The sequence below is a fragment of the Proteus cibi genome, assembly GCF_003144405.1.
Classification (GTDB): Bacteria; Pseudomonadota; Gammaproteobacteria; order Enterobacterales; family Enterobacteriaceae; genus Proteus; species Proteus cibi.
The window spans coordinates 17360-40350 of sequence record NZ_PENW01000019.1; the positions used below are offsets into that span (position 1 = coordinate 17360).

A 22991-nucleotide genomic window follows, 5' to 3' on the forward strand; every position below is an offset into this window, starting at 1 on the left:
ATTATGAGTAGTATGTCGGCGACTTTTCCACGCCGTTGGTCATTTTCTATTGGTGGATTAACTGCCAGTATTTTATTTCATGCAACGCTAGTTGTTGTCGCCATTGGCTGGATAACCTCTAAAGATGAACGTTATGGTGTTTTACCACCCGCAATGACAATGGATCTCGGTGTTTACCAATTAGCTCAAATAGAAACAAAAGACGTTCCGATTGGACCTGAAAAAGTGATGTCAGTGCCTGAGCCAGCAGAAACAGAACCAGAGCCAATTAAAGAAGTATTGGATTTACCCAAAATGCCTGTGGTTGAACAAGGTACTTATGAACGTATCCCTGAAAAGCCAAAAGTAAAGCCTGTGGTTAAACCAAAACCCGTTGCCATAAAAGTACCCGATGATCTTCCTGTCTCAGAAGCGCCATCAGATGTAACAAGTGCACCTGTTTCTGGCTCTAATACAAGCAGTAGTGCTCAATTTAATAGTTTATCTTCCTCTTCTGTGAGTGGACAAATGGGGTGGGAAAGTTTGGTTCATAGCCACATTAATGCCTATAAACGCTATCCACGAACAGCATTGCGCTTTAAAGCAACGGGTGTGACGCAAGTGTCTATCGTGTTAAATGCAAAAGGTGAGTTATTAGATGTGAAAGTAGAAACATCATCAGGTAATCGTATTCTTGATAAAGAGGCCTTAAATACTATTAAACGTGCTTCGCCATTTCCTGCACCTGAAAGCTACCGTTTAGAAAATGGAAATATTTCGTTTACAGCACCTTTAAGTTTTGATTATAGGCAAGAGAGTTAATTATTAATGTTCTACAATTAGTGATTAAATTTCAAACGCATAAAATAGAAAAAAGCAGAGAATCATCTCTGCTTTTTTCTTATTGAATACAGTAAATAAATGCGATTATTTACTCATACGCTTGTACTTCATGCGACGAGGCTGAATAGCATCGTTACCTAGTGTACGTTTTTTGTATTCTTCATATTCAGTAAAGTTACCTTCAAAGAATTCCACTTTACCTTCATCTTGATAATCGATGATATGTGTCGCAATACGGTCAAGGAACCAGCGGTCATGGGAAATAACCATAGCACAGCCAGGGAACTCTAACAGGGCATTTTCTAATGCACGTAAAGTTTCAACATCGAGGTCGTTGGTTGGTTCATCGAGCAGTAACATGTTACCGCCAACTTGTAGCAGTTTAGCTAGGTGCAAACGACCACGTTCACCGCCAGAAAGTTCACCAACACGTTTACCTTGGTCAACACCTTTAAAGTTAAAGCGACCAACATAGGCACGGCTTGGAATTTCAAAGTTACCAATGCGCATAATATCTTGGCCACCTGAAACTTCTTCCCAAACAGTTTTACTGTCGTCCATGCTATCGCGGAACTGATCAACAGAGGCGAGTTTAACAGTATCACCAAGTGTTAAGGTACCTGAATCGGGTTGTTCTTGACCTGAGATCATGCGAAATAGTGTTGATTTACCCGCACCGTTAGGACCGATAATCCCGACAATTGCCCCTTTAGGGATCGAGAAACTTAAATCATCAATCAGAACGCGATCACCATAAGATTTTGTTAGATTATTAATTTCTAACACTTTATCCCCTAAACGTGGTCCTGGTGGAATAAAGAGTTCACTGGTTTCGTTACGTTTTTGATAATCAACGTTATTAAGTTCTTCAAAGCGAGCAAGGCGAGCCTTACCTTTTGCTTGACGACCTTTAGGATTTTGACGTATCCACTCAAGTTCTTTCTGGATAGATTTATGGCGAGCCGCTTCAGTTGCCGCTTCTTGCTCAAGGCGTGCATCTTTTTGCTCGAGCCAGGAAGAGTAGTTACCTTCCCATGGAATACCTTCACCACGGTCAAGTTCTAAGATCCAACCAGCCACATTATCAAGGAAGTAACGATCGTGCGTGATTGCCACAACGGTTCCTTCATAATCGTGTAAGAAGCGTTCTAACCACGCTACAGATTCGGCGTCTAAGTGGTTAGTTGGTTCGTCTAATAACAGCATATCTGGTTTTTCTAAAAGAAGACGACAGATAGCAACACGACGGCGTTCCCCCCCTGAAAGTTTCTCAATCTTCGCGTCCCACTCAGGTAAACGCAGCGCTTCTGCTGCACGCTCTAATTGGTTTTCAAGGTTATGACCATCATGAGATTGAATAATCGCTTCTAGTTGACCTTGTTCTTTTGCTAATTTATCGAAATCAGCATCAGGATCGGCATAAGCCGCGTAAACTTCATCAAGGCGGTTTAATGCGTTTTTCAGTTCGCTGACGGCTTCTTCAACGGCTTCACGTACGGTATGTTCAGGGTTTAATTTTGGTTCTTGTGGTAAGTAACCAATTTTAATACCCGGTTGTGGACGTGCTTCACCTTCGATATCAGTATCAATACCAGCCATAATGCGTAGTAATGTCGATTTACCTGCACCATTAAGACCAAGCACACCAATTTTCGCGCCCGGGAAGAAGCTGAGTGAAATGTTTTTAAGGATATGTCGCTTAGGTGGGACAATTTTCCCGACACGCAACATACTATAAACGTATTGAGCCACTATAATTACCCTTTGATTATAAAAGAGATTTTATCTGAGGTACCACTTTTTGCGCTAAAAACAAATTTTTTGTGATTAAATCGCGTGTTTATGGCACCAAAATGAACAATAGCAAAGTCAATGTCAGTATTTGCCAAAGACCCGAAAATGATGAAAGTCGCCAGTATACCCGATTTATAAAAGAAAACCTTAGTCAAAAGAGAGGTTTTTATCTACCTTTCGCACTTCCTCTGAAAGTAATGAAAATTTCTCTTAAAGAGGGGAACTTACATTGTTAATGATTATCATATTAGCTAATGTATTCACTCTTTGGTGGTTCTATTTGAGGTGGGAGAAATAACGTGGTGAAGCAAAAGTGGTCGTTAACATTCGCAATAGGTGCATTGTGTTTTTCTGCATGGGCACAAGCAGATTCATTAAGTGAACAACGTGTTCGTTATCAAGAAATTAAAGCAGCATGGGATCTTAAAAAAACAGATGAAGTAGAAAAATTACTCCCAACATTGCAAAATTACCCTCTTTATCCCTATCTGGAATACCGTCAAATTACGGACAATCTTGATGTGATTGCACCTGCTGTAGTCACTGAATTTGTTGCTAAATACCCTACTTTACCGCCAGCTAAAGCACTTCCTTCGCTATTTGTGAATGAATTGGCAAAACGTCAAGAATGGAAAAACTTACTGACTTTTAGTCCAAATCCACCGAATCCTAAAGCCGCAAGATGTAATTACTATTATGCGAAATGGGCGACAGGCGATATTCAAACCGCATGGGTAGGTGCTAAAGAAGCATGGCTAAATGGCACCTCAATGCCATCAAGTTGCGATCCTCTTTTTGATGAATGGCAAAAGGCAAATCAATTAACACCAGAATTAGTGTTAGAGCGAATTAACTTAGCAATTAAAAATGGTAATACGGGGCTAGCGGCTTATTTGGCTCGACGCCTTCCTCAAAATTATCAAACTATTAGTGATGCTTTGGTTGAATTACAAGACTATCCAAATTTAGTTGGACGCTATGCAACCGCGCTTTCACCAACGGATTTTACCCGTTCCATCATACAATCCGCATTTTCACGTTGGGCAAGAAAAGACGCAGATGCAGCTCGAGCACAAATTGATAATATTGCACATGCACAAAAAATGACGGCAAGTGAACGTCAGTTAATGAGAGACAGTGTTGCATGGCAGTATATGCCTTATGCCACACCAGAGCAGGTTAAATGGCGTGATAGCGTTATTCAAGACACCGCATCAGATACATTGCGTGAGCGTCGTGTACGCCTAGCATTAAGCCAAAACCAACCCGCTGAATTGACGCTGTGGTTAGAAAGACTCTCTCCTGAAAGTAAAAATAAGGAAGAGTGGCGTTATTGGCGAGCAATGGTGTTGCAATCACAAGGTAAAAACAGTGAAGCACAAGCTATTTTAGAAGCGCTAACACAAAATCGTGGTTTTTATCCAATGGTCGCCGCTGCCAAATTAGGTAAGCCTTATGTGATGGTGATAGATAAAGCCCCAAGTGTTTCATCAAGCATCCCTAATCAGCCAGAAATACAGCGTGTTCGTGAATTAATGTATTGGCAAATGGATAACTTAGCGCGATCAGAGTGGGCAAATTATGTTGCTTCACAGCCAGCGCAAATACAATCTGAATTAGCGCGTTATGCATATGAGCAAAAATGGGCTGATTTAGCGGTGCAGGCTACGATCACCGGGAAAATGTGGGATCATCTAGAAGAACGCTTTCCTCTTGCTTGGAAAAATGAGTTTGAGCAATATACGAAAGATAAATCGATAGACCGCAATTATGCGATGGCGATTGCTCGTCAAGAAAGTGCGTGGAACCCTCAAGCTCGCTCTTCAGCGGGTGCAACAGGCTTAATGCAAGTCATGCCAAAAACAGCCGAGTTCACGGTAAAACAAGCGGGTATTACGGGATATGTAAGCAGTGCACAGCTAACTAATCCGGTGAAAAATATTGAGATTGGTACGGCTTATCTTGATTCTGTCTATCAACGTTTTAACCAAAACCGTATTTTAGCAAGTGCTGCGTATAATGCGGGGCCTGCGCGTGTTGATCGTTGGTTATCTGATGCGAATGGTCAATTAGATGCGATAGCATTTGTTGAAAGTATTCCTTTTGCTGAAACGCGAGGTTATGTCAAAAATGTACTCTCATTTGCTGTTTTCTATAGCTATTTTGCTGGCGAACAACAGCCTGTACTGACTGAAAATGAGTGGAATAGTCGATATTAAGAGATCAATAACGCGTATTTATCGTCGGAGCCTCTTTGTACATTAGTAAAGTATGTTATATTATGTACTAGTTAATGAGTGTGGCAAGAAGAGGTTCCCACGATGCAAGATCCTGCATTATCACCTGAAGAGAATGAGCACTGGCTAAGATTTGTTGAGTTATTACAACATGCTTTTGAGCAAGATGTGCAATTTCCTATTTTACAACTTTTAATGACACCCGATGAACGTAGTGCTTTGGCTACACGAGTTCGCATTGTGCAAGAGTTAATGCGAGGGGATTTAAGTCAGCGTGAGTTAAAAGAAGAGTTAGGCGTTGGTATTGCCACCATCACTAGAGGCTCTAATAGTTTAAAAACAGCGCCACATGATGTGAAATTATGGCTTGAAAAAGAGCTAATGACAAAAAAATAGACGCGTTGTGATGTTCTAAACGAGAATGATAAAAAGCCATTTAATGATTTGATTAAATGGCTTTTTTTGTTATTTATTTAAAAAACACATCAGATTAATTATTAATCTTCTTTTTGATTGAGTTCTTTATAAATATCATGAGTGACAGGGACTAATGCTAGCACTAATGCTTGTTGATACACAGAGGTACGACTGAGTAGGCCATCAGTAAAATAACCAATCGCCCCGCCACGCTGTTTGATGTTGTCAATTTTTGTTAAGAAAGCCATTTCATCGCCAAGCTCACGACCTTCACGTATCCCTTTTAAGATCTGTTCTGGTAGCATAAGGCTTGCTGAGCGCGATTCTCCACGAATTTGACCATGTTCGACAACAATCCAAGCAAAGGTCATATCATCTTCAATACCGGCTTCGACACCAACCCAAAAATCAGCTTCAGGACGAACTTGGCGAGCGGCCATCACACGTTGACGTGCGCCAGTTCTCGTTTCTGTATTTCCGATAGGTTGCTGTGGAACACGGCTATCGACATTAATATCTTCAATATCAAAGGTATCTTTACCGAATACTTGCTCAAAAGCGAGTTTTATCGCGTTGATTTTTGCTGGATTCGTAGTGGCTGCAATGACATGATACATAATGAATTAATCATCCTTTGAAAAATTAGAGCAGTATAACGGAAAAAATGTATGTTACAGGTCTATCTTGTTCGCCACGGTGAAACTGAATGGAACGTGGCGAGACGTATTCAAGGGCAATCTGATAGCCCACTAACAGCGAATGGTGTGCGTCAAGCACAGCAAGTTGCTGCAAAAGTAAAATCAGCAGGCATTACCCACATTATCTCAAGCGATCTTGGCCGTACTCGTCAAACGGCAGATATCATTGCACAAGCTTGTGGCTGTGAAGTGATAACTGATCCACGTTTACGTGAACTCAATATGGGCGTTCTTGAACAGCGAGAGATCGCAACATTAAAGACACAAGAAGAGGCTTGGCGCAAGAGTTTGATTGATGGTACACCTGATGGACGAATTCCCCAAGGAGAATCAATGGCAGAATTAGCAAGTCGTATGCAGGCTGCGCTAAATCAATGTCTTGATTTACCCGAAAATAGCCGCCCTCTCTTAGTCAGTCATGGTATTGCTTTAGGGTGCTTACTGAGCACTGTATTGGGATTACCTGCATATGCAGAACGCCGTTTGAGACTGCGTAATTGCTCGATTTCACGCGTTGATTATCAAAATAGCCCTTGGCTTGCTAATGGTTGGGTGATTGAAACAGCGGGTGATGTGAGTCATCTTACTGATACTGCATTAGATGAAGTTCAGCGATAAAAAATAAAAGCTCTCTTTTCATATTACAAAGAGAGCTTTTTCTTATGCGGTTATATCTTCACGTTTAATGGGGATGTAATATTCAAAACGTTCGATATGATCTTGTGGCTCAGTCACCATCTCATTGCTGTAACGCACATTTTTAAGATAGTATTTTTCAACGTCATAGCCTTTGCGGCGTGTTAATCCCATATTAGGTAAACAAACACCATAAATTAGGAATAAAAATTCCTGCATTGCTCCGCGTTTAGCTTCACCTTCAAAATCAAAGCGAATGTAATCACCGCCAGCAAGAGAGACTTCATGTGCTGCATCATCATCAATAAACGTTGCATAATCTGGCTCAACGGCGGTTGTGTAAAGCACACGTTGTTCGTCTTCATGCTCATCGCTATGTTGTGTGTGGTGAAGTCCATACACTTGATGAGGAACAGCACTTATTTTGCTCATGTAGTAGTGCCAGAAGGTTTGGCGCATGTTAGAGCAGGCTTCAGCCCATTGCTCAAGGGTGTGGCTACAAGTTTGTTCAATACCAATTAATTTCTTCTCAGATAGCGTTACAAATTCCCATTTAGGTAAATTTTGAGGATCTAAAGTAATGGGGGGACAAATACCTACCGCACACCATTCATCAGTACGACGATAAAGTGCGGGGGTTCTATCAAATTGCTTTTTAAAAGCGCGAGTAAACGTCTGCTGAGAATCGAAACGATATTGCAAAGCGATGTCTAAAATAGGGCGGCTCGTTAAACGTAATGCAACGGCTGCACGGGATAGACGCCTTGAACGAATATAAGAACCAATCGCTTGTCCTGTAACTTCTTTAAACATGCGTTGTAGATGCCACTTAGAGTAACCCGCTTTGGTTGCGACATTATCGAGGGATAATGGCTTGTCTAGGTTACTATCAAGCCAAGCGAGCAAATCACGTATGATGTTGGTTTGATCCATACATCTCCCTTAGTCATATTCGTTTGTTTATTGCCGTAGATGGTAAAGAGCCTGAACATCTATAACAAGTTATATTGTTAGACAATCGTAAAATATAGTCTTTTTCATTGACTAATGTACACAAATTCTTCTATCAGTTAGTAATAGATTGTTTTATTCTAGACGGAATTATTTTCTCATCTTTTCAATGGAACAAGGTAAATATGTTAAATTTCAAAAAGATGCTAGCAGTATCTATCTTACTCCCTTTTTCTTTGATGGCAAAAGCAGAAGAAATTGGTTACGTGGATACCGTATTTAAGTTTTTTGGCGCTAACCACAAAATTGTGATTGAAGCATTTGATGATCCTGAAGTTAAAAATGTCACATGTTATTTAAGTCGAGCAAAAACGGGGGGCATTTCAGGGAGTTTAGGTCTTGCTGAAGATACTGCTGATGCCGCTATCTCTTGTCAGCAAGTAGGACCTATTGAACTAAGTGAAAAGGTTATTAAAGGGAAAAATAATGGCGATGTTGTTTTCCAGAAAAGAACATCACTCGTATTTAAAAAGCTTCAAGTTGTGCGTTTTTACGATAAACAGCGCCACGCTTTGGTTTATCTAACTTACTCAGATAAAGTCATTGATGGTTCGCCGAAAAATGCGATTAGTGCAGTTCCTATTATGCCATGGAAAGAGTGATTTTTATTTGCTAGAGAAATTAATGGTTAATAAAATTAATACGAATAAGGTTTAAAATTTTTTTAAAAAAAGAAGTTATATTTTTTTCAAAACAGTCGCCAAGATCAATTTTTACCTTTTGTAATTTTATTCATCTTTCTTTAGATAAAAGAAAACCCCTGAATATTATTCAGGGGTTTTTTATTAGTAAGTGCTTGATATTAGATCAAATCACTCGTCTAAATCACCACAGAAGCGATAACCTTCACCATGAATTGTTGCAATGATTTCTGGTGTATCTGGTGTTGATTCAAAATGCTTACGAATGCGACGGATGGTGACGTCAACAGTACGATCATGAGGTTTCAGTTCACGGCCTGTCATTTTCTTTAGTAATTCTGCACGAGTTTGGATTTTTCCTGGATTCTCGCAGAAATGCAGCATCGCACGAAATTCACTGCGTGGTAATTTATATTGTTCACCTGCAGGGCTGATGAGTGAGCGACTGTTAATATCGAGCTCCCAACCATTGAATTTATAGCTTTCAACTAAACGACGTTCTTCTGTGCCATTAACTAAATTCATGGTACGTGACAATAAGTTACGTGCACGAATCGTTAATTCACGAGGGTTAAATGGTTTAGTAATGTAATCATCGGCACCAATTTCTAAGCCTAAGATTTTATCAACTTCATTATCACGGCCTGTTAGGAACATTAATGCAACACTTGCCTGTTCGCGTAATTCACGAGCAAGTAACAGCCCGTTTTTACCAGGAAGATTAATATCCATAATGACCAGATTAATATCATGATCAGATAGAACATTATGCATTTCATTGCCATCAGTGGCTTCGTGTACGATATACCCTTCAGCTTCGAATATGCTTTTCAGGGTATTACGAGTAACAACTTCGTCTTCAACAATCAGAATGTGCGGGGTTTGCATATTTGCTACCTAAAATTACCAAAAATAGAAAAAGGAAATCTGTGTTTAACTTCTGTGTGCACTTGTGTGGTTATTCATTTTTGTTATTAGCACGTAAAAACTAGACCCAGATTGAAATTCGATAAATAACCATCACGTTATTACAAAGCTTACAATTTTAATCGATAATGGACGCCGAAATAAGAATGCAAAACGCCCATAGTCTATTAACAGCAATATAACACCAGTTGTATTAAATACCATCTAAAAAGCTAACTTTTGTTGACACATATCAAAATCAAGATAACAGCTTAACCTTGATTTCAATAGTTAACTATATAATTTGATTTATGTAATGTAAAAGAAAAATATATGTTAAATATAGTGGGGTTTATTTTTTTTTCCAGTTTTGTTACACAAATTAAAGTAGCATAAAATACCTTATTCCTTATAAAAGTACAAATCCCCAAATAACTCTAAAATGGTAGCTTTATTTTCTTTATTTATCCCTTTGTGATAGCAATATCTATACTACAATAGGGGTAAGGGGCAAATAAATTTCACTTAAGTTGAGTTTGTTTTTGGGTGAAAAAAAAGAAAAAATTTGACATCTCTCTCGCTTTGCTTTAACCAGTATATAGTCAAACTAAATTTGAGACAGACAGGATAGTTATGCGTATTTACAGCCCAGCTAAAATGACAATTATTACCACCACCACCGGGATCTTATATCACGGGGCGGGCTGTCGCATATAAAAAACGAAAATCGAAAAAGCCCGCATTGAGAAATGCGGGTTTTTTTTTGGGTGAAAAATCAGGAGAGCTGTATGCGAGTGTTAAAATTTGGAGGAACTTCAGTTGCCAACGCAGAGCGTGTGCTGAATGTTGCTGATATCGCTGAGAAAAAAAGAGAGCAGGGACAAGTCGCTCTTGTATTATCAGCACCAGCCAAGATAACTAACTACTTGGTTGCAATGATTGAAAAAACGGCAGAAGGCGAAGATCCTCTCACTCAAGTACGAGAAGCCGAGCAAATTTTTGCCAACTTATTACAAGGTTTAAGAGAAAAACAACCTGGTTTTGATTATGAGCGCTTAAAAGATAAAGTTGAGCGTGAATTTGCCGAGATCAAACATATTCTTCACGGGATATCTTTATTAGGTCAATGTCCTGATAGCATCAATGCTGCGATGATTTGTCGCGGTGAAAAGCTCTCTATCGCCATTATGGGATCTGTTTTACAGGCACGTGGCTATAATGTCACCGTGATCGATCCTGTCAAAAATTTACTCGCACAAGGTCATTATTTAGAATCGACAGTTGATATTCCTGAGTCTACTCGCCGCATCTTAGAACTCAATATCGCAAAAGACGATATCATTTTAATGGCAGGTTTTACGGCAGGTAATGAAAAGAATGAACTGGTGGTATTAGGTCGTAATGGTTCAGATTACTCTGCCGCTGTGTTAGCGGCTTGCTTACGTGCGGAGTGTTGTGAAATTTGGACAGATGTTGACGGTGTTTATACTTGTGATCCTCGTTTAGTTCCTGATGCGCGTCTATTAAAAGGCATGTCTTATCAAGAAGCGATGGAACTCTCTTACTTCGGTGCAAAAGTACTTCATCCTCGCACGATTGCACCAATCGCCCAATTCCAAATTCCTTGTTTAATAAAAAACACAGGCAACCCAGATGCGCCGGGGACATTAATTGGTGATGGTCAAAAAGATGATAGTACACCAGTTAAAGGGATCACCAACCTTAATAATATGGCGATGATCAATGTGTCTGGTCCTGGTATGAAAGGTATGGTGGGGATGGCCGCTCGTGTATTCTCTGTGATGTCGAGAGCGGGTATTTCTGTTGTTCTGATTACACAATCTTCTTCTGAATACAGCATCAGTTTTTGTGTACCACAAAAAGAACTGATTAGGGCACAAAAAGCGTTATCAGATGAATTCTATTTAGAATTAAAAGACGGTGTCCTTGATCCATTAGATATCATGGAAAACGTCGCTATCATCTCCGTTGTAGGTGATGGTATGCGTACATTAAAAGGGATCTCAGCAAGATTTTTCTCTGCATTAACTCGTGGCAACATTAATATTGTTGCGATTGCTCAAGGTTCTTCAGAACGCTCAATTTCCGCTGTTATCGCTAATGATTCAGCAACCAATGCTGTGCGTTTATGCCATCAAATGCTGTTCAACACCAATCAAATCGTTGAAGTCTTTATTGTTGGTGTGGGTGGTGTTGGTAGTGCATTAATTGAACAAATTCATCGTCAACAAGCATGGTTGAAAAATAAGCATATCGACCTTCGTGTATGTGGTATTGCTAATTCAAGGGCTATGCTGACAGATATGCAAGGTATTGATTTAGATAATTGGCAACATGCCTTAAAAGAAGCCAAAGAACCTTTTAGCTTTAGCCAGCTTATTCGTTTAGAAAAAGAGTACCACTTCTTAAATCCAGTGATCGTTGATTGCACATCAAACGAAGAAATTGCGCAACAGTACGCAAATTTCTTACAAAATGGCTTTAACGTGGTTACACCAAATAAAAAAGCGAATACGCTGTCGATGGACTATTACTATCAAATTAGACAAGCCGCAGAAGCTTCACGCCGTAAGTTCTTGTATGACACTAACGTAGGTGCGGGTTTACCGGTGATTGAAAACTTACAAAACTTACTAAACGCCGGTGATGAGTTAGTTCAATTTAATGGTATTCTTTCAGGATCATTATCTTACATTTTTGGTCAATTAGATGAAGGTAAAAGCTTATCTGAAGCGACGCTTTCAGCAAAAGATAAAGGATTTACAGAGCCTGATCCTCGAGATGATCTTTCCGGTATGGATGTTGCGCGTAAATTACTTATTTTAGCGCGTGAAGCGGGTTATAACTTAGAACTAAGTGATATCGATGTAGAGCCTGTACTGCCTATTTCATTTGATAGTTCAGGTGATGTAGCAAGCTTCTTAAATCGTTTACCTCAAGTTGATGTTGAATTTGATGCTAAAGTCGAAGAAGCACAAAAAGCAGGCAAGGTATTACGTTATGTTGGCATCATCAATGAAGGCAAATGCCAAGTTAAAATAATGGCTGTTGATGCAAATGATCCTCTGTTTAAAGTGAAAAATGGTGAAAATGCTTTAGCCTTTTACACTCGCTACTATCAACCTATTCCATTGGTATTACGTGGATATGGTGCTGGTAATGATGTTACTGCTGCTGGGGTGTTTGCAGATGTATTACGTACCTTATCATGGAAATTGGGAGTTTAAGCGTGGTTAAAGTTTATGCACCGGCATCAATAGGCAACGTGAGTGTCGGATTTGATGTCCTTGGCGCGGCAGTTTCACCTATTGATGGGCAATTACTGGGAGATTGTGTCACCGTTGAGGCGGCTTCGGCATTTGCACTTGAAAGTAAAGGGCACTTTGTTAGCAAATTACCTTCCGATCCTAAACAAAATATTGTGTATCAATGCTGGCAGTTATTTTGTGAAAAGTTAGGCAAACAACTTCCAGTTGCCATGACTCTTGAGAAAAATATGCCGATTGGCTCTGGTTTAGGATCAAGTGCTTGTTCTGTTGTTGCAGCATTGGTTGCACTTAATGAATTTGCCCAAAAGCCTTTTGATGAAAGACAATTGCTTTTAATGATGGGTGAGCTTGAAGGACGTATTTCAGGTAGTGTGCACTATGATAATGTTGCACCTTGTTATTTAGGTGGGCTCCAACTGATTTTGGAACAAAATGGTACCATTTGTCAGTCTGTACCAACCTTTGATGATTGGTACTGGGTTATGGCATATCCGGGAATTAAAGTTTCTACGGCAGAAGCGAGAGCGATTTTACCAAAACACTATTCTAAAGCAGACATTATTAACCACGGCCGTTATTTATCTGGTTTTATTCATGCTTGCCATACTCAGCAATCAGGGCTAGCTGCGAGTTTGATGCAAGATGTGATTGCAGAGCCTTATCGCACCCAACTTCTTCCGGGGTTTGAAAAAGCCAGAGAGGCTTCGCAAAAGGCAGGTGCATTAGCGTGTGGTATTTCTGGCTCAGGACCGACTATTTTTACGATTAGTGATTCACTTGAAATCGCACAAGAGATGGCCGAATGGTTGAAACAAAACTACGTACAAAACAGTGAAGGCTTTGTACATATCTGCCGTATAGATACGCGTGGCGCAAGACAGATAGGATAAGTCATGAAATTATATAATTTGAAAGATAATCAAGAGCAAGTCAGTTTTGCTCAAGCAGTAAAACAAGGTTTGGGTAAACAACAAGGGCTCTTTTTTCCACAAGACTTACCTTCGTTTTCTAAAGCTGAAATTGATGAGTTATTAGCGCTTGATTTTGCAACACGTAGTAGCCGTATTTTAACGGCCTTTATTGGTGATGAAATTCCTGCTGATATCTTAGCAAAACGTATTAGCACCGCATTTGCATTTCCTGCACCAGTAACTCAAGTTGAAGATGATGTGAGTTGTTTAGAGCTTTTCCACGGCCCGACACTGGCATTTAAAGACTTTGGTGGTCGCTTTATGGCGCAAATGTTATCAGAAGTTGCTGGCAATCAACCTGTTACTATTTTAACAGCAACATCAGGTGATACTGGGGCTGCTGTTGCGCATGCTTTTTACAAACTAGACAATGTACAAGTTGTTATTCTTTATCCTGAAGGCAAAATTAGCCCGTTACAGGAAAAACTGTTTTGTACATTAGGTGAAAACATTCACACAGTTGCAATTCAAGATGATTTTGATGCGTGCCAATCATTAGTAAAACAAGCTTTTGATGATGAGTTCTTAAAGAAAACAATGTATTTGAACTCAGCGAACTCTATTAATATCAGCCGATTACTTGCTCAAATTTGTTACTACTTTGAAGCTGTTGCACAACTCCCAGCAGAAAAACATGAGCAGCTAGTGATTTCAGTACCAAGTGGTAACTTTGGGGATCTAACTGCAGGTTTATTGGCTAAATCGATGGGATTACCGGTTAAGCGCTTTATTGCAGCAACTAACGTAAATGACACGGTTCCTCGTTATTTAGATAATGGTAAATGGGAACCTCATCGTACTGTTGCAACACTTTCTAATGCAATGGATGTTAGCCAACCAAATAACTGGCCACGCATTGAAGAATTGTATCGTCGTAAAGGTTGGGATCTCTCTGATCTTGCTCATGGTTCAGTGAGTGATGAAACGACGGAAGAAACCGTGCGTGAATTAGCGCAAAAAGGCTATATTTCAGAACCTCATGCAGCAATTGCATATCGTTTATTGCGTGATGAGCTGAAAGAGGGCGAATATGGTCTATTCTTGGGGACTGCCCATCCTGCTAAATTTAAAGAAAGTGTCGAACGTATTTTAGGTGGCGAATTACCATTACCTAAAGAGCTTGCTGAACGTGCAGATAAAGAATTGCTTTCGCATTTCTTACCTGCAGATTTTGCTCAGCTACGTGCATTTTTACTTGAAAGAGCACCTAAATAATAATTATTTTAAATAATTAGATATATATTTAATTAAATAGCTCAACAAAATGTTGGGCTATTTTTTTATCTAAAAATAGGAAAATCAGTATTTAGAAAAGATAAAAAGCAATTTATATATTTTATTCTCAGTAATTAAATTAATTAGAATTAAGGAATTAAAATATGAATGGATTCAAAGAAATAATATTCAAAGATATTATTAATCGTATTGTGTTAAAAATAGAGGATCATATAAAAGAAAATAATTCAGAACTGTTTTTTAAGATAAGTTCTATAAAGAGAATATTAATTGAGAATTATATTTCTATTTTTATGTCTAAAAATGAATATGCAGCAAATGAATTTTTGGAAAAAATAGATAATAATTTTTTACTCTATCATCAGAATGATTTTACAAAAAATATTGATTTTATTAGAAAAGAGATTAATTCAAGTATAGAGGCATTGTTTTTTAATAGCGCTAAATTAGCAAACCGAGAGCCCAGTAAAATACAAAAAGCACGATTAAAACTATTAATTCAAAATAATTCATCCGGTGATTACTATCTAGAATTTGAGGGTAATAAAGCCTTTGTACAAATAGACAGTGAAAATAATAAATTTAGAATTGTTGATTTTGATGGGTGTGTTAGTTTTTTTTATAATAAGAATGAGATAATAAATAAAATTTATGATGTTATAAACAATAAAAGTAATGGGGATATATTATATTATCGTTTTTATAATAGAAAAGAATATATTAGCTATTTTAAAAATACAGAAAATTGGAAAGTAAATAATAAAGATATTTTTATGGAAATAGTTAATGATATTAAGAACAAAAAACAAATAAATGTTAATGAGCATATCTCTATTGAATTAAATGAAAGTTATTCATATAAAAATATTTTTATTATCAGGGATAAAATAGAAAATAAAGAAAAAATTCTACATATTTATGTTGATGATATAGAAGAAGCATTTACCGTTGCAAAATCTAAATACGATCAGATAACGGAGAGTGGAGAACATTTACTTTATAAAGTCGGTACGGGTTGGTTTATTACGAAAATAAAAAATAATATTGTAAAAAAATTTTCACAATATACCGATCTATTAAAGCCTCTAGAAAGAGTGATGAGTCGAGTTAATCTTATCACATCAACAGAAACTAATTATGATTTTAGTCATATTCATACTTTGGCTGGGTTATGTTATGGTTTAAGCCTAAATTATTTATTAGAGGTTAGAAATAATGGTTTAGAAGGCGGAAATAAATACTTATTCTGGTTAAAAGAAAATATATCTTCTTATCAGAGTGAAAAAGAATTTATCGCGGATAAATTGGATTCTATTTTATTTAATAGTATAAAAGAATATGAAATATTAAATCTAATTAAAGAAATTAAAAACATTATATTTTCTCAACACTTTCAAATGGAGAGATTAGGTGAAAAATCACAATATTTTGTTTTTGATACACTAAAGTCACTTGAATATAGTCAAATATTAGAGAATCGAGGGTTAAAAAGATCACATGTTAAAAAAATAGTGTTTGATAAAGATAACATTCATAAATACTTAGAACATGTCATGAATAATTACAATGATTATTATGCTATTATTGCCTTCAAAGACCATGCTATTGCTATTTCCTATAAAAGATATTCTGAGAATAATGATAAGTTTTCTTTATTCGATTCTAATAGTGAGTTATTAGAATACTCTAGTGTTATATCTATAAATGAAGTATTAGAGAAGAAAATGGATTTTTATGGTTCACATGAAATTGATAATGAAAAATATATTATTTTTGATGAGTATACGAAAGGTGAGACTTCAAATTACCAAAGTATTTGGGATTGCAATAATATAGAGACAAATAAAGGTATCGCTGAAAACATAAAGAAAATAGGTTTTTCATTACCGTTTAAAGATAATATAACAGGACGAGTTGTTCATTATAGTGAACAGCGAGATCTTATTATTGAGCTTAAAAAAGAGAATGTTTTAATTGAAGTGATTGTAAAAAACACGCATGTTGATGAAGGGGTTTATTTAATTAAGCATTATATTGATAACATTCTTGAAGATAATCAGGCAAGTAAGATTATTTTAAGTCAGAATGATGATAATAGTGTTGATATTGTAGTGGCTGAATTCAATAATTTTCAAGAGATTAAGAAAAAAAATGGGTATGTTGATTTTAATGATATTTACTACCGAGATTTAATTGAAATAAACAGTTATTTAGCTAAAGGAAAAAAAGCGCAAGAATTGAAAGAAATTGTTTGTTTAATAGATAAATTAGAAGGAAATATTTATTTTGATAAGTTAATAGCTAGTTTTTCTCTACTTGATAAAATAAAATCATTTAATCATGATAATACTAACGTATCACTTTCTGAAATTTTAAGTAAAATAAAAATTAAGTTAGAAGATAAATTATTTTACGATAGATTAAATTATGGAAAAGAAAAACTTATCCAATTAGCTGGAAAAAACAGTTTAGTTGCTGCAAAGTTTTATCAGTTAATGGTAAACGAAATCAGTGATGGTACTCATGGCGTAAGTAATTTTATTTATAATCAAATTATCGAAAGTCCTTATTTGTCAGTAGATAAAAAGAGAAGTGTAGGTGTTGAGGGTTATGATTACACGATAGAATTCCACAATAGCTATCAATATGTTAATGAGATTGTAAAACGTATTAATATACCTGAGATAAAGAATACAATTTTAATAAAAGACGAAAACAAATTACATCTAAAAGAAAATTATAATAAATTATCAGAATATAGAAATGATAAGTACGTTAACCAATTGCTGAATTTAATTGAGACAGAAATAGATCTGAAAAAAGGTAATGAAGCGGGATGTTATAGCGAACGCTATATTGATCTTTTTAGAAACAATCAATTTACTAATAGAATGATAGTACATGAAATTAATCAGTTAGAAAGTTATTATAATACAAACTATCGTGAAAAAAATTACACCTATCATCCGGATAATTTTTATCTAAGTCAAAGTGACCCTAGTGCTATATTTGAAGATTCACTTAATCAAAATAAAAATGAAATGGACTGTAGCTATTTATTATTTGATGATGATAAAGAGAATTTTAAGTTTTTATTTTCTGATAATGCATTTTTTAGTGATAAAAATATTGACAATATTATTGTTGATAGTATTAACTCATTATATCAAGATGATATTATTATCTATTTTTATAATGGAGTAAAAAGCAAAAATTTAACTGTTTATTTAAATAATAATCCAGAAATAAGTACATTTTTGGATTATTGTCTGAAAAATAAAATAAGATTAATTGTGACAGGGAATGATGATAATACACATTTTCATCATACTTTTATTAAACAAAAAAATGATGTTGAGTCATTGCAAAATATTATTAATGAAAATCAATTTTTTAATGAAAGAACTATTATTTTTGCAAAAAAAGAAAAGTTATTAAGTTATCAATCGGGTGATGTTTTTATTGAAGGCATTGCTCAACGATTGAATATGCCGATCTATCAGATTATTGATAATAAAATCTCTCTTTTAAGAGAACATGTTATTGTTAAACCTATTATAAACAGGCAGCATATCGATAAACCGCTACTTGCGAGTACGATGATATCTAATGTAATTATTGCTGAAGCAGATTACGATGATACTTTAGTTATTTCAAATAAAGAAAAAATAGCGCTAGAAAATCACCGAATTGCAAAAGAAATTTATCAAGTCATTTCATCTTTGCATCCTAATTATCGAGAAAGTGAACAGTTTAAATTAGGATATAATAAAGAGATAAAAAGAGTAATTTTAGATTATTCAAATGAAATAATGCTATCTGATATTTTAGATTATATTAAATTAAATCGCTATGATCTTAGTATTTATCAAATGGGTTCTATTATTAAAAAAGTAGATTCTATTAATTTAGAGTATTATAGAGAAGAATTAAAGCATATTAGTAATAAAATTATCAATGGTGATATTTCAATAAAAAAAGTATGCCATCAATATGTAGATGAATTATCAGTTATTTTTAATACTACAGATAAAAAGAAACTAGAAAGTAAATTAACACAAGTTATATATGATCCATTGATGAGCAATAAATTTAATCAATATTTAGTGGGTGAAATATCATTTGAACAATGGCAATCCTTAGAATTATTCGCTAAAGGGCATAACACATTAATTGAAAAGACAAATCAAGTCATTAAGATTATTCATGCCATTTATGATAATCCAGTATTGATAAAGAATCTAAGTTCATTTTCAGTGACTTTATTATCTTCATTTTTTGATGAAAATAAAAAAGGTGTTTTATATCGAGTGCTGCTAGATAATATATCTATTTTTAAAAACTATAAGAAAATAATAAATTCACTTCACAATATCATCACAATGCTCCACCATAAGAAGATACCTGATTCCGCCTCTCCCTCTAAGGCTTTAGAGAAAGCAAATGATTTAAATCAGTTAAATATTTTTAAAGTAAATAACCCGCCATTGCTTAATAAAGAAAATGTAACAATAAATAATATTTCTATTGATAAACAATTATTAGCGAGTGTGGGAGCAAAAGTTAATGGAAAAAGTATTGATTCAGTTGATGTTAATACCGTCAATAAATGGGGGGCGAAACTCACCTTTGATCCTTATCACCTTAATGATTATTTTCTCTCTCTTTCTGGGGGTGAAAAAGATAAATCACTCGTTTCTTTATTTCTTTATTTGATAAATAATAAAAAAGATAAAATTAAATATTTGCTTTCTAGTGATGCGAATAGAGTAGATTATTTAGCGGCTTCAGAAAGATTGCTTAAACTTAATGAATTAGGTCATAAAGAGTATCAACCACAAGATTGGGATATGCTAAGAAAGGGATCACTAATCCTTCCTCGACATATGAAAATAATGAGTAAAATCGGCTATGCTAATATTACATTTGGCATGTGGCAATCAATTAACGCCACGTTTATGCTTGCTGAACAGCTCAATAATCCACGATTAACACTAAAAGAGCGTAAAGAGATTATTAATAATCTTGCCATTATGTGGTCTGAAATGGCTTACAATGGTCTTTCCGAAATGATTGAAATGACTTTAGCTAAAGGGTTATTAAAATATCGACATAATCCATTAGAATATGTCAATAAAATAAGCACAAAAATTGGAATTGGGCTTAATATCCTTTCAATTGGGTTTGATATTTATAATGCCTATGACAATTTTAGCCGAATTTCTGATGAAAATAATGAAACAAGGCAAATTGATTATATTGTTAATGGTTCTTTTGCTATCGTATCTGGGTTGGTTACGCTAGGGGTTTCTATTGCAATGCTTGCAGGTTCAACGATTGCAGGCCCTATTGGTATTGTGGCTGGTGCGGTTATTGCGCTTGCAACATCAATTTATAATGCCGCAAGGCTTATTGATGAAGCAAAGATAAAGGTAAGTTTCACACCATTAGAAGAATTTAATAATGGTTTTTATGCCTTTTTAATGGGGGATTTACTGCCAAATAAAAAGAATGAAATCACCTATTTAGAAACAGAAACACAGTTAGAAGAGATGATTGATAAAAATGCAGTTAATTACCTTGATGAGATAAAAAAACAAAATCATCAGAGCCGTTATTTTTATATAAATGAAAAACAAATTTATCAAGAGTATTATTATTATAAAGTGTTGCCAAACTTAATGGGAAAAACATTAGACTCAATTTTAAACCCCTTAGGCGAATTTGTTGCTCAACGAATATCTCAAAATATCAGTCAAGAAGTGGCTGAAAAAATAGCTTCACTTTCTTATCATTTACGCGCGGAAAAAACAGAATATAAATACTATCTCCCTAAAGAGGCGATTGCTACGAATGAAACAATTATTTTTGATATCGATTTTTATGTTGATGAATTAAAACCTTATACTTTAGATATTATTTCGGATGATGATTCTCCTATTTTTGATAGTATGGTCGATAGTGATTTTTTTAAAAATATAATAACAAACAGAGAAAGTGTAATTAATTTATTAGGTATTGAGGATTTATCACAGAGTTTAATAAAATTAAATCAGAATAAAAAATATTATTCTTCAGGTTGGAGTGAAAATGAAGTGTTTCATTTCAATACTTATAATGGTAATGATATTATTGCTGCACCTTCAAATACGAAAAATGTCTTTGATATCTATAATGGAACGAAGAGATTAAGTGGGGGGAGTAAAGAGGATATATTTAATTTATTTACCTCGGAGTCTCCACTTTATGCAAGTCGTTTTTATGGTAGAGAAGGAAATGATACACTGCGTATTATAAAAACAACACATAAATATCAAGGTTATGACGTTAATTTATTAGATAATTACGTCAAATTTAAGCACTCAGAAGAGCAAACCAATAGCCAAAACTTCCATTCAAAACTTTTTCTTTATCAAGAGAGTGGATATCTTTATTCAAAAAATTTAGTTGATTCTATGCCTAATATTATTTTACAAGATCAAAAAGTAATTGCTTATTTAGACAATATTGAAAATGTTATTGGTAGTGAATTTGGCGACGATATTATTTCTGGTAATCAAGAAGATAATTATTTAGATGGTGGTGGCGGTGCTGATTTATTATATGGATTAGGAGGAAATGACACACTGGTTTTACAAGAGGGGTATGCTGAAGGTGGTGAGGGAAATGATAGCTATGTTATTTTAAGATCTTCTTTAGATAAAAATTATCATATTCAATTTGAAACAATTATTAATGAAGTGAGTCAGATCGAATCGAGTATTGTACGGTTAAACTATCATTTTGATGAAATTGTCGCTATTTCCCGTCGAGGAAACGATATTGTTTTTGATATAAAAGTGAATGATGGAAATAAAAATGATGAATTAATTTATCACTCTATAACATTAAGAAATGTTTACCATGAAAATGATATGTTAGCACATCGATATACTTTAACTACGCTAGATGGTTTTCTCTTAACAGTAAATGAAAATAAAACGATTAAAGATAATGTGTTATATAAATTTAGCTATTTAGAGACATATAATCAAAATGAAGATCTTATTAAAGAAATTTGTATTGATGATAATAACCACTCTTTATCTCTTTCATATCCGGATTATAATAAAATAATCACATTATTACCCCAGTTACAATACAGTGGTTTTTCTTCTGGTGAACAATTACGATTTTCTATTCATGGAAATGAAATGGATAATCATTACTTAGGTGTTACACCTAATTCATTTATTAAATTAAGCGCTGGTCATGATAGTTATCAAATTAAAACCTATTTCTCAAAAAATAAAGGTGGTGAAATTAAGATTTCATTTTCTAATCATATAAATGAAATACTATCAAAAAGTATAAGTGATTTCTTTTTATCTGATATTAGTGGCTTTGATTTAATCTTTAGCAATAATGTTTTATCACATCGTTATCATCCAGATATGCACTTAAAACTGGTTTTTGAACCTACTGATATCAATGCTATTTGGGGATCAGAAATGAAGCTTCGCTTTATTGATAAAGATAATACAGTTTTTACTCTTCCTACAAAAGAGAGTCAGCAACGTTTGCTTGTTCCTATTACAGATTTAAACTTAGCGTTAACAGCGGAAGATGATGTACTTATGATCCCTGAATCTCTTACCTTAAATAAAGAGACATTATTTGAATATTCTCTTTCTCACGATGACTCGCCATTTTATTCACTTGCCTCGCAAAAGAAACTAAATCAGGCGGTTGACTTTTTATCAATTATTGAGCCAATGGAAGGGAATGATATTGTTGTTAATCGTAATAAAAATAGCTCGGTGATTGATGGTGGAAAAGGGGATGATCATATTGTCGTTAATCACGGGCATCATATTTTAATTGCGGGAGAGGGAAATGATAACCTCAATGCTGGAAGTGGGAATGATTTATTAATTTCTGAATTTGGTAATGACTATTTAAATGGCGGTGTGGGCACTAATGTTTATATTGTGAAAAAGCGTGATGGTGAAGTGACTGTTTATGATGAAGGAAACCGTAGTCATCTTTTTATTTCAGGATTATCAAAACACGAGAAGCTGATTGCTTCTCGAGTAGGTGAGGACATGCAGTATAAAACGCACGATAATCAATTTGTTTTAACTGTAAAAACACCCCAGGATAAAGCAGAAAAAACGGTTGCTCTTATTGAAAAACAAAGTGCGTTTTCAGCGCAATCTCTTGCTGCGATTATTCAAGAAATGGCGCAGTTTAATGAGCAACAATTAATGACAATACAAGGTAATGAACTTGCTTCACCATTAACATGGTCGCCATTATCAGCGGTAGTAAAACATTGGGCGTTTTAACGATT

13 protein-coding genes are annotated in these 22991 nt (G+C 35.3%); 9 read left to right on the forward strand and 4 right to left on the reverse strand.

The genetic code is table 11. The annotated features are described in order from the left end of the window. Window positions 1–3: 3 nt before the first annotated feature. A complete protein-coding gene (locus DK865_RS11315) occupies window positions 4–801 on the forward strand; it encodes an energy transducer TonB (protein ID WP_036911780.1) in 798 nt (265 codons plus the stop codon). 105 nt (window positions 802–906) lie between these two features. On the opposite strand, the gene ettA is transcribed toward DK865_RS11315, so the two are convergent. Next, window positions 907–2574 carry an energy-dependent translational throttle protein EttA gene (gene ettA / locus DK865_RS11320; RefSeq protein ID WP_036911774.1) on the reverse strand — a complete coding sequence of 556 codons (1668 nt, stop codon included), beginning with the start codon at window positions 2572–2574 and terminating at the stop codon, window positions 907–909. Between the two features lie 341 nt (window positions 2575–2915). On the opposite strand from ettA, the gene sltY reads away from it, so the two are divergent. Both sltY and trpR read left to right on the forward strand, forming a co-directional pair. Next, window positions 2916–4835, forward strand: coding sequence for a murein transglycosylase (sltY, locus tag DK865_RS11325; protein WP_109391964.1), 1920 nt, complete (start codon window positions 2916–2918; stop codon window positions 4833–4835). Window positions 4836–4937: 102 nt separating this feature from the next. Next, complete coding sequence (gene trpR, locus DK865_RS11330) at window positions 4938–5249, forward strand: trp operon repressor (RefSeq protein WP_036911763.1); 312 nt, start codon at window positions 4938–4940, stop codon at window positions 5247–5249. 101 nt (window positions 5250–5350) lie between these two features. On the opposite strand, the gene yjjX is transcribed toward trpR, so the two are convergent. Further along, window positions 5351–5887, reverse strand: coding sequence for an inosine/xanthosine triphosphatase (gene yjjX / locus DK865_RS11335; protein WP_023580954.1), 537 nt, complete (start codon window positions 5885–5887; stop codon window positions 5351–5353). Window positions 5888–5938: 51 nt separating this feature from the next. Between yjjX and gpmB the strand changes: the two genes are divergently transcribed. After that, window positions 5939–6586 (forward strand): 2,3-diphosphoglycerate-dependent phosphoglycerate mutase GpmB, encoded by a 648-nt coding sequence (gene gpmB / locus DK865_RS11340; RefSeq protein ID WP_023580953.1) that lies wholly within the window; start codon window positions 5939–5941, stop codon window positions 6584–6586. Between the two features lie 42 nt (window positions 6587–6628). Here gpmB and robA read toward each other — a convergent pair whose 3' ends face one another. Further along, the gene (gene robA / locus DK865_RS11345) at window positions 6629–7537 is read right to left on the reverse strand and encodes an MDR efflux pump AcrAB transcriptional activator RobA (protein ID WP_109391965.1); all 909 of its coding nucleotides are present in this window, start codon (window positions 7535–7537) and stop codon (window positions 6629–6631) included. A gap of 221 nt (window positions 7538–7758) precedes the next feature. Between robA and creA the strand changes: the two genes are divergently transcribed. After that, entirely contained in the window at window positions 7759–8217 is a 459-nt protein-coding gene (creA, locus tag DK865_RS11350) for a protein CreA (protein WP_171455359.1), read from the forward strand. A gap of 210 nt (window positions 8218–8427) precedes the next feature. Here the strand turns inward: creA and arcA are convergent, their stop codons facing one another. Further along, window positions 8428–9144 carry a two-component system response regulator ArcA gene (arcA, locus tag DK865_RS11355; RefSeq protein WP_006535263.1) on the reverse strand — a complete coding sequence of 239 codons (717 nt, stop codon included), beginning with the start codon at window positions 9142–9144 and terminating at the stop codon, window positions 8428–8430. Window positions 9145–9950: 806 nt separating this feature from the next. On the opposite strand from arcA, the gene thrA reads away from it, so the two are divergent. From thrA to DK865_RS11375, 4 genes are all read left to right on the forward strand, one after another. Continuing rightward, the gene (gene thrA / locus DK865_RS11360; protein ID WP_036911759.1) at window positions 9951–12410 is read left to right on the forward strand and encodes a bifunctional aspartate kinase/homoserine dehydrogenase I; all 2460 of its coding nucleotides are present in this window, start codon (window positions 9951–9953) and stop codon (window positions 12408–12410) included. Continuing rightward, entirely contained in the window at window positions 12392–13342 is a 951-nt protein-coding gene (gene thrB, locus DK865_RS11365; protein WP_109391966.1) for a homoserine kinase, read from the forward strand. Before thrA ends, thrB begins: the two co-directional genes overlap by 19 nt. A 3-nt stretch (window positions 13343–13345) precedes the next feature. Then, complete coding sequence (gene thrC / locus DK865_RS11370) at window positions 13346–14638, forward strand: threonine synthase (protein WP_023580948.1); 1293 nt, start codon at window positions 13346–13348, stop codon at window positions 14636–14638. A 164-nt stretch (window positions 14639–14802) separates the two neighbouring features. Further along, entirely contained in the window at window positions 14803–22986 is an 8184-nt protein-coding gene (locus tag DK865_RS11375) for an RTX toxin (RefSeq protein WP_109391967.1), read from the forward strand. Window positions 22987–22991 lie beyond the last annotated feature (5 nt).

What these genes read in the sequence shown, in the direction of transcription:
- DK865_RS11315 (WP_036911780.1), top strand. Translation starts at nt 4, where the DNA reads ATGAGTAGTATGTCGGCGACTTTTCCACGCCGTTGGTCATTTTCTATT.
- trpR (WP_036911763.1), top strand. Translation starts at nt 4,938, where the DNA reads ATGCAAGATCCTGCATTATCACCTGAAGAGAATGAGCACTGGCTAAGA.
- yjjX (WP_023580954.1), bottom strand. Translation starts at nt 5,887, where the DNA reads ATGTATCATGTCATTGCAGCCACTACGAATCCAGCAAAAATCAACGCG.
- gpmB (WP_023580953.1), top strand. Translation starts at nt 5,939, where the DNA reads ATGTTACAGGTCTATCTTGTTCGCCACGGTGAAACTGAATGGAACGTG.
- robA (WP_109391965.1), bottom strand. Translation starts at nt 7,537, where the DNA reads ATGGATCAAACCAACATCATACGTGATTTGCTCGCTTGGCTTGATAGT.
- creA (WP_171455359.1), top strand. Translation starts at nt 7,759, where the DNA reads ATGCTAGCAGTATCTATCTTACTCCCTTTTTCTTTGATGGCAAAAGCA.
- arcA (WP_006535263.1), bottom strand. Translation starts at nt 9,144, where the DNA reads ATGCAAACCCCGCACATTCTGATTGTTGAAGACGAAGTTGTTACTCGT.
- thrA (WP_036911759.1), top strand. Translation starts at nt 9,951, where the DNA reads ATGCGAGTGTTAAAATTTGGAGGAACTTCAGTTGCCAACGCAGAGCGT.
- thrB (WP_109391966.1), top strand. Translation starts at nt 12,392, where the DNA reads ATGGAAATTGGGAGTTTAAGCGTGGTTAAAGTTTATGCACCGGCATCA.
- thrC (WP_023580948.1), top strand. Translation starts at nt 13,346, where the DNA reads ATGAAATTATATAATTTGAAAGATAATCAAGAGCAAGTCAGTTTTGCT.
- DK865_RS11375 (WP_109391967.1), top strand. Translation starts at nt 14,803, where the DNA reads ATGAATGGATTCAAAGAAATAATATTCAAAGATATTATTAATCGTATT.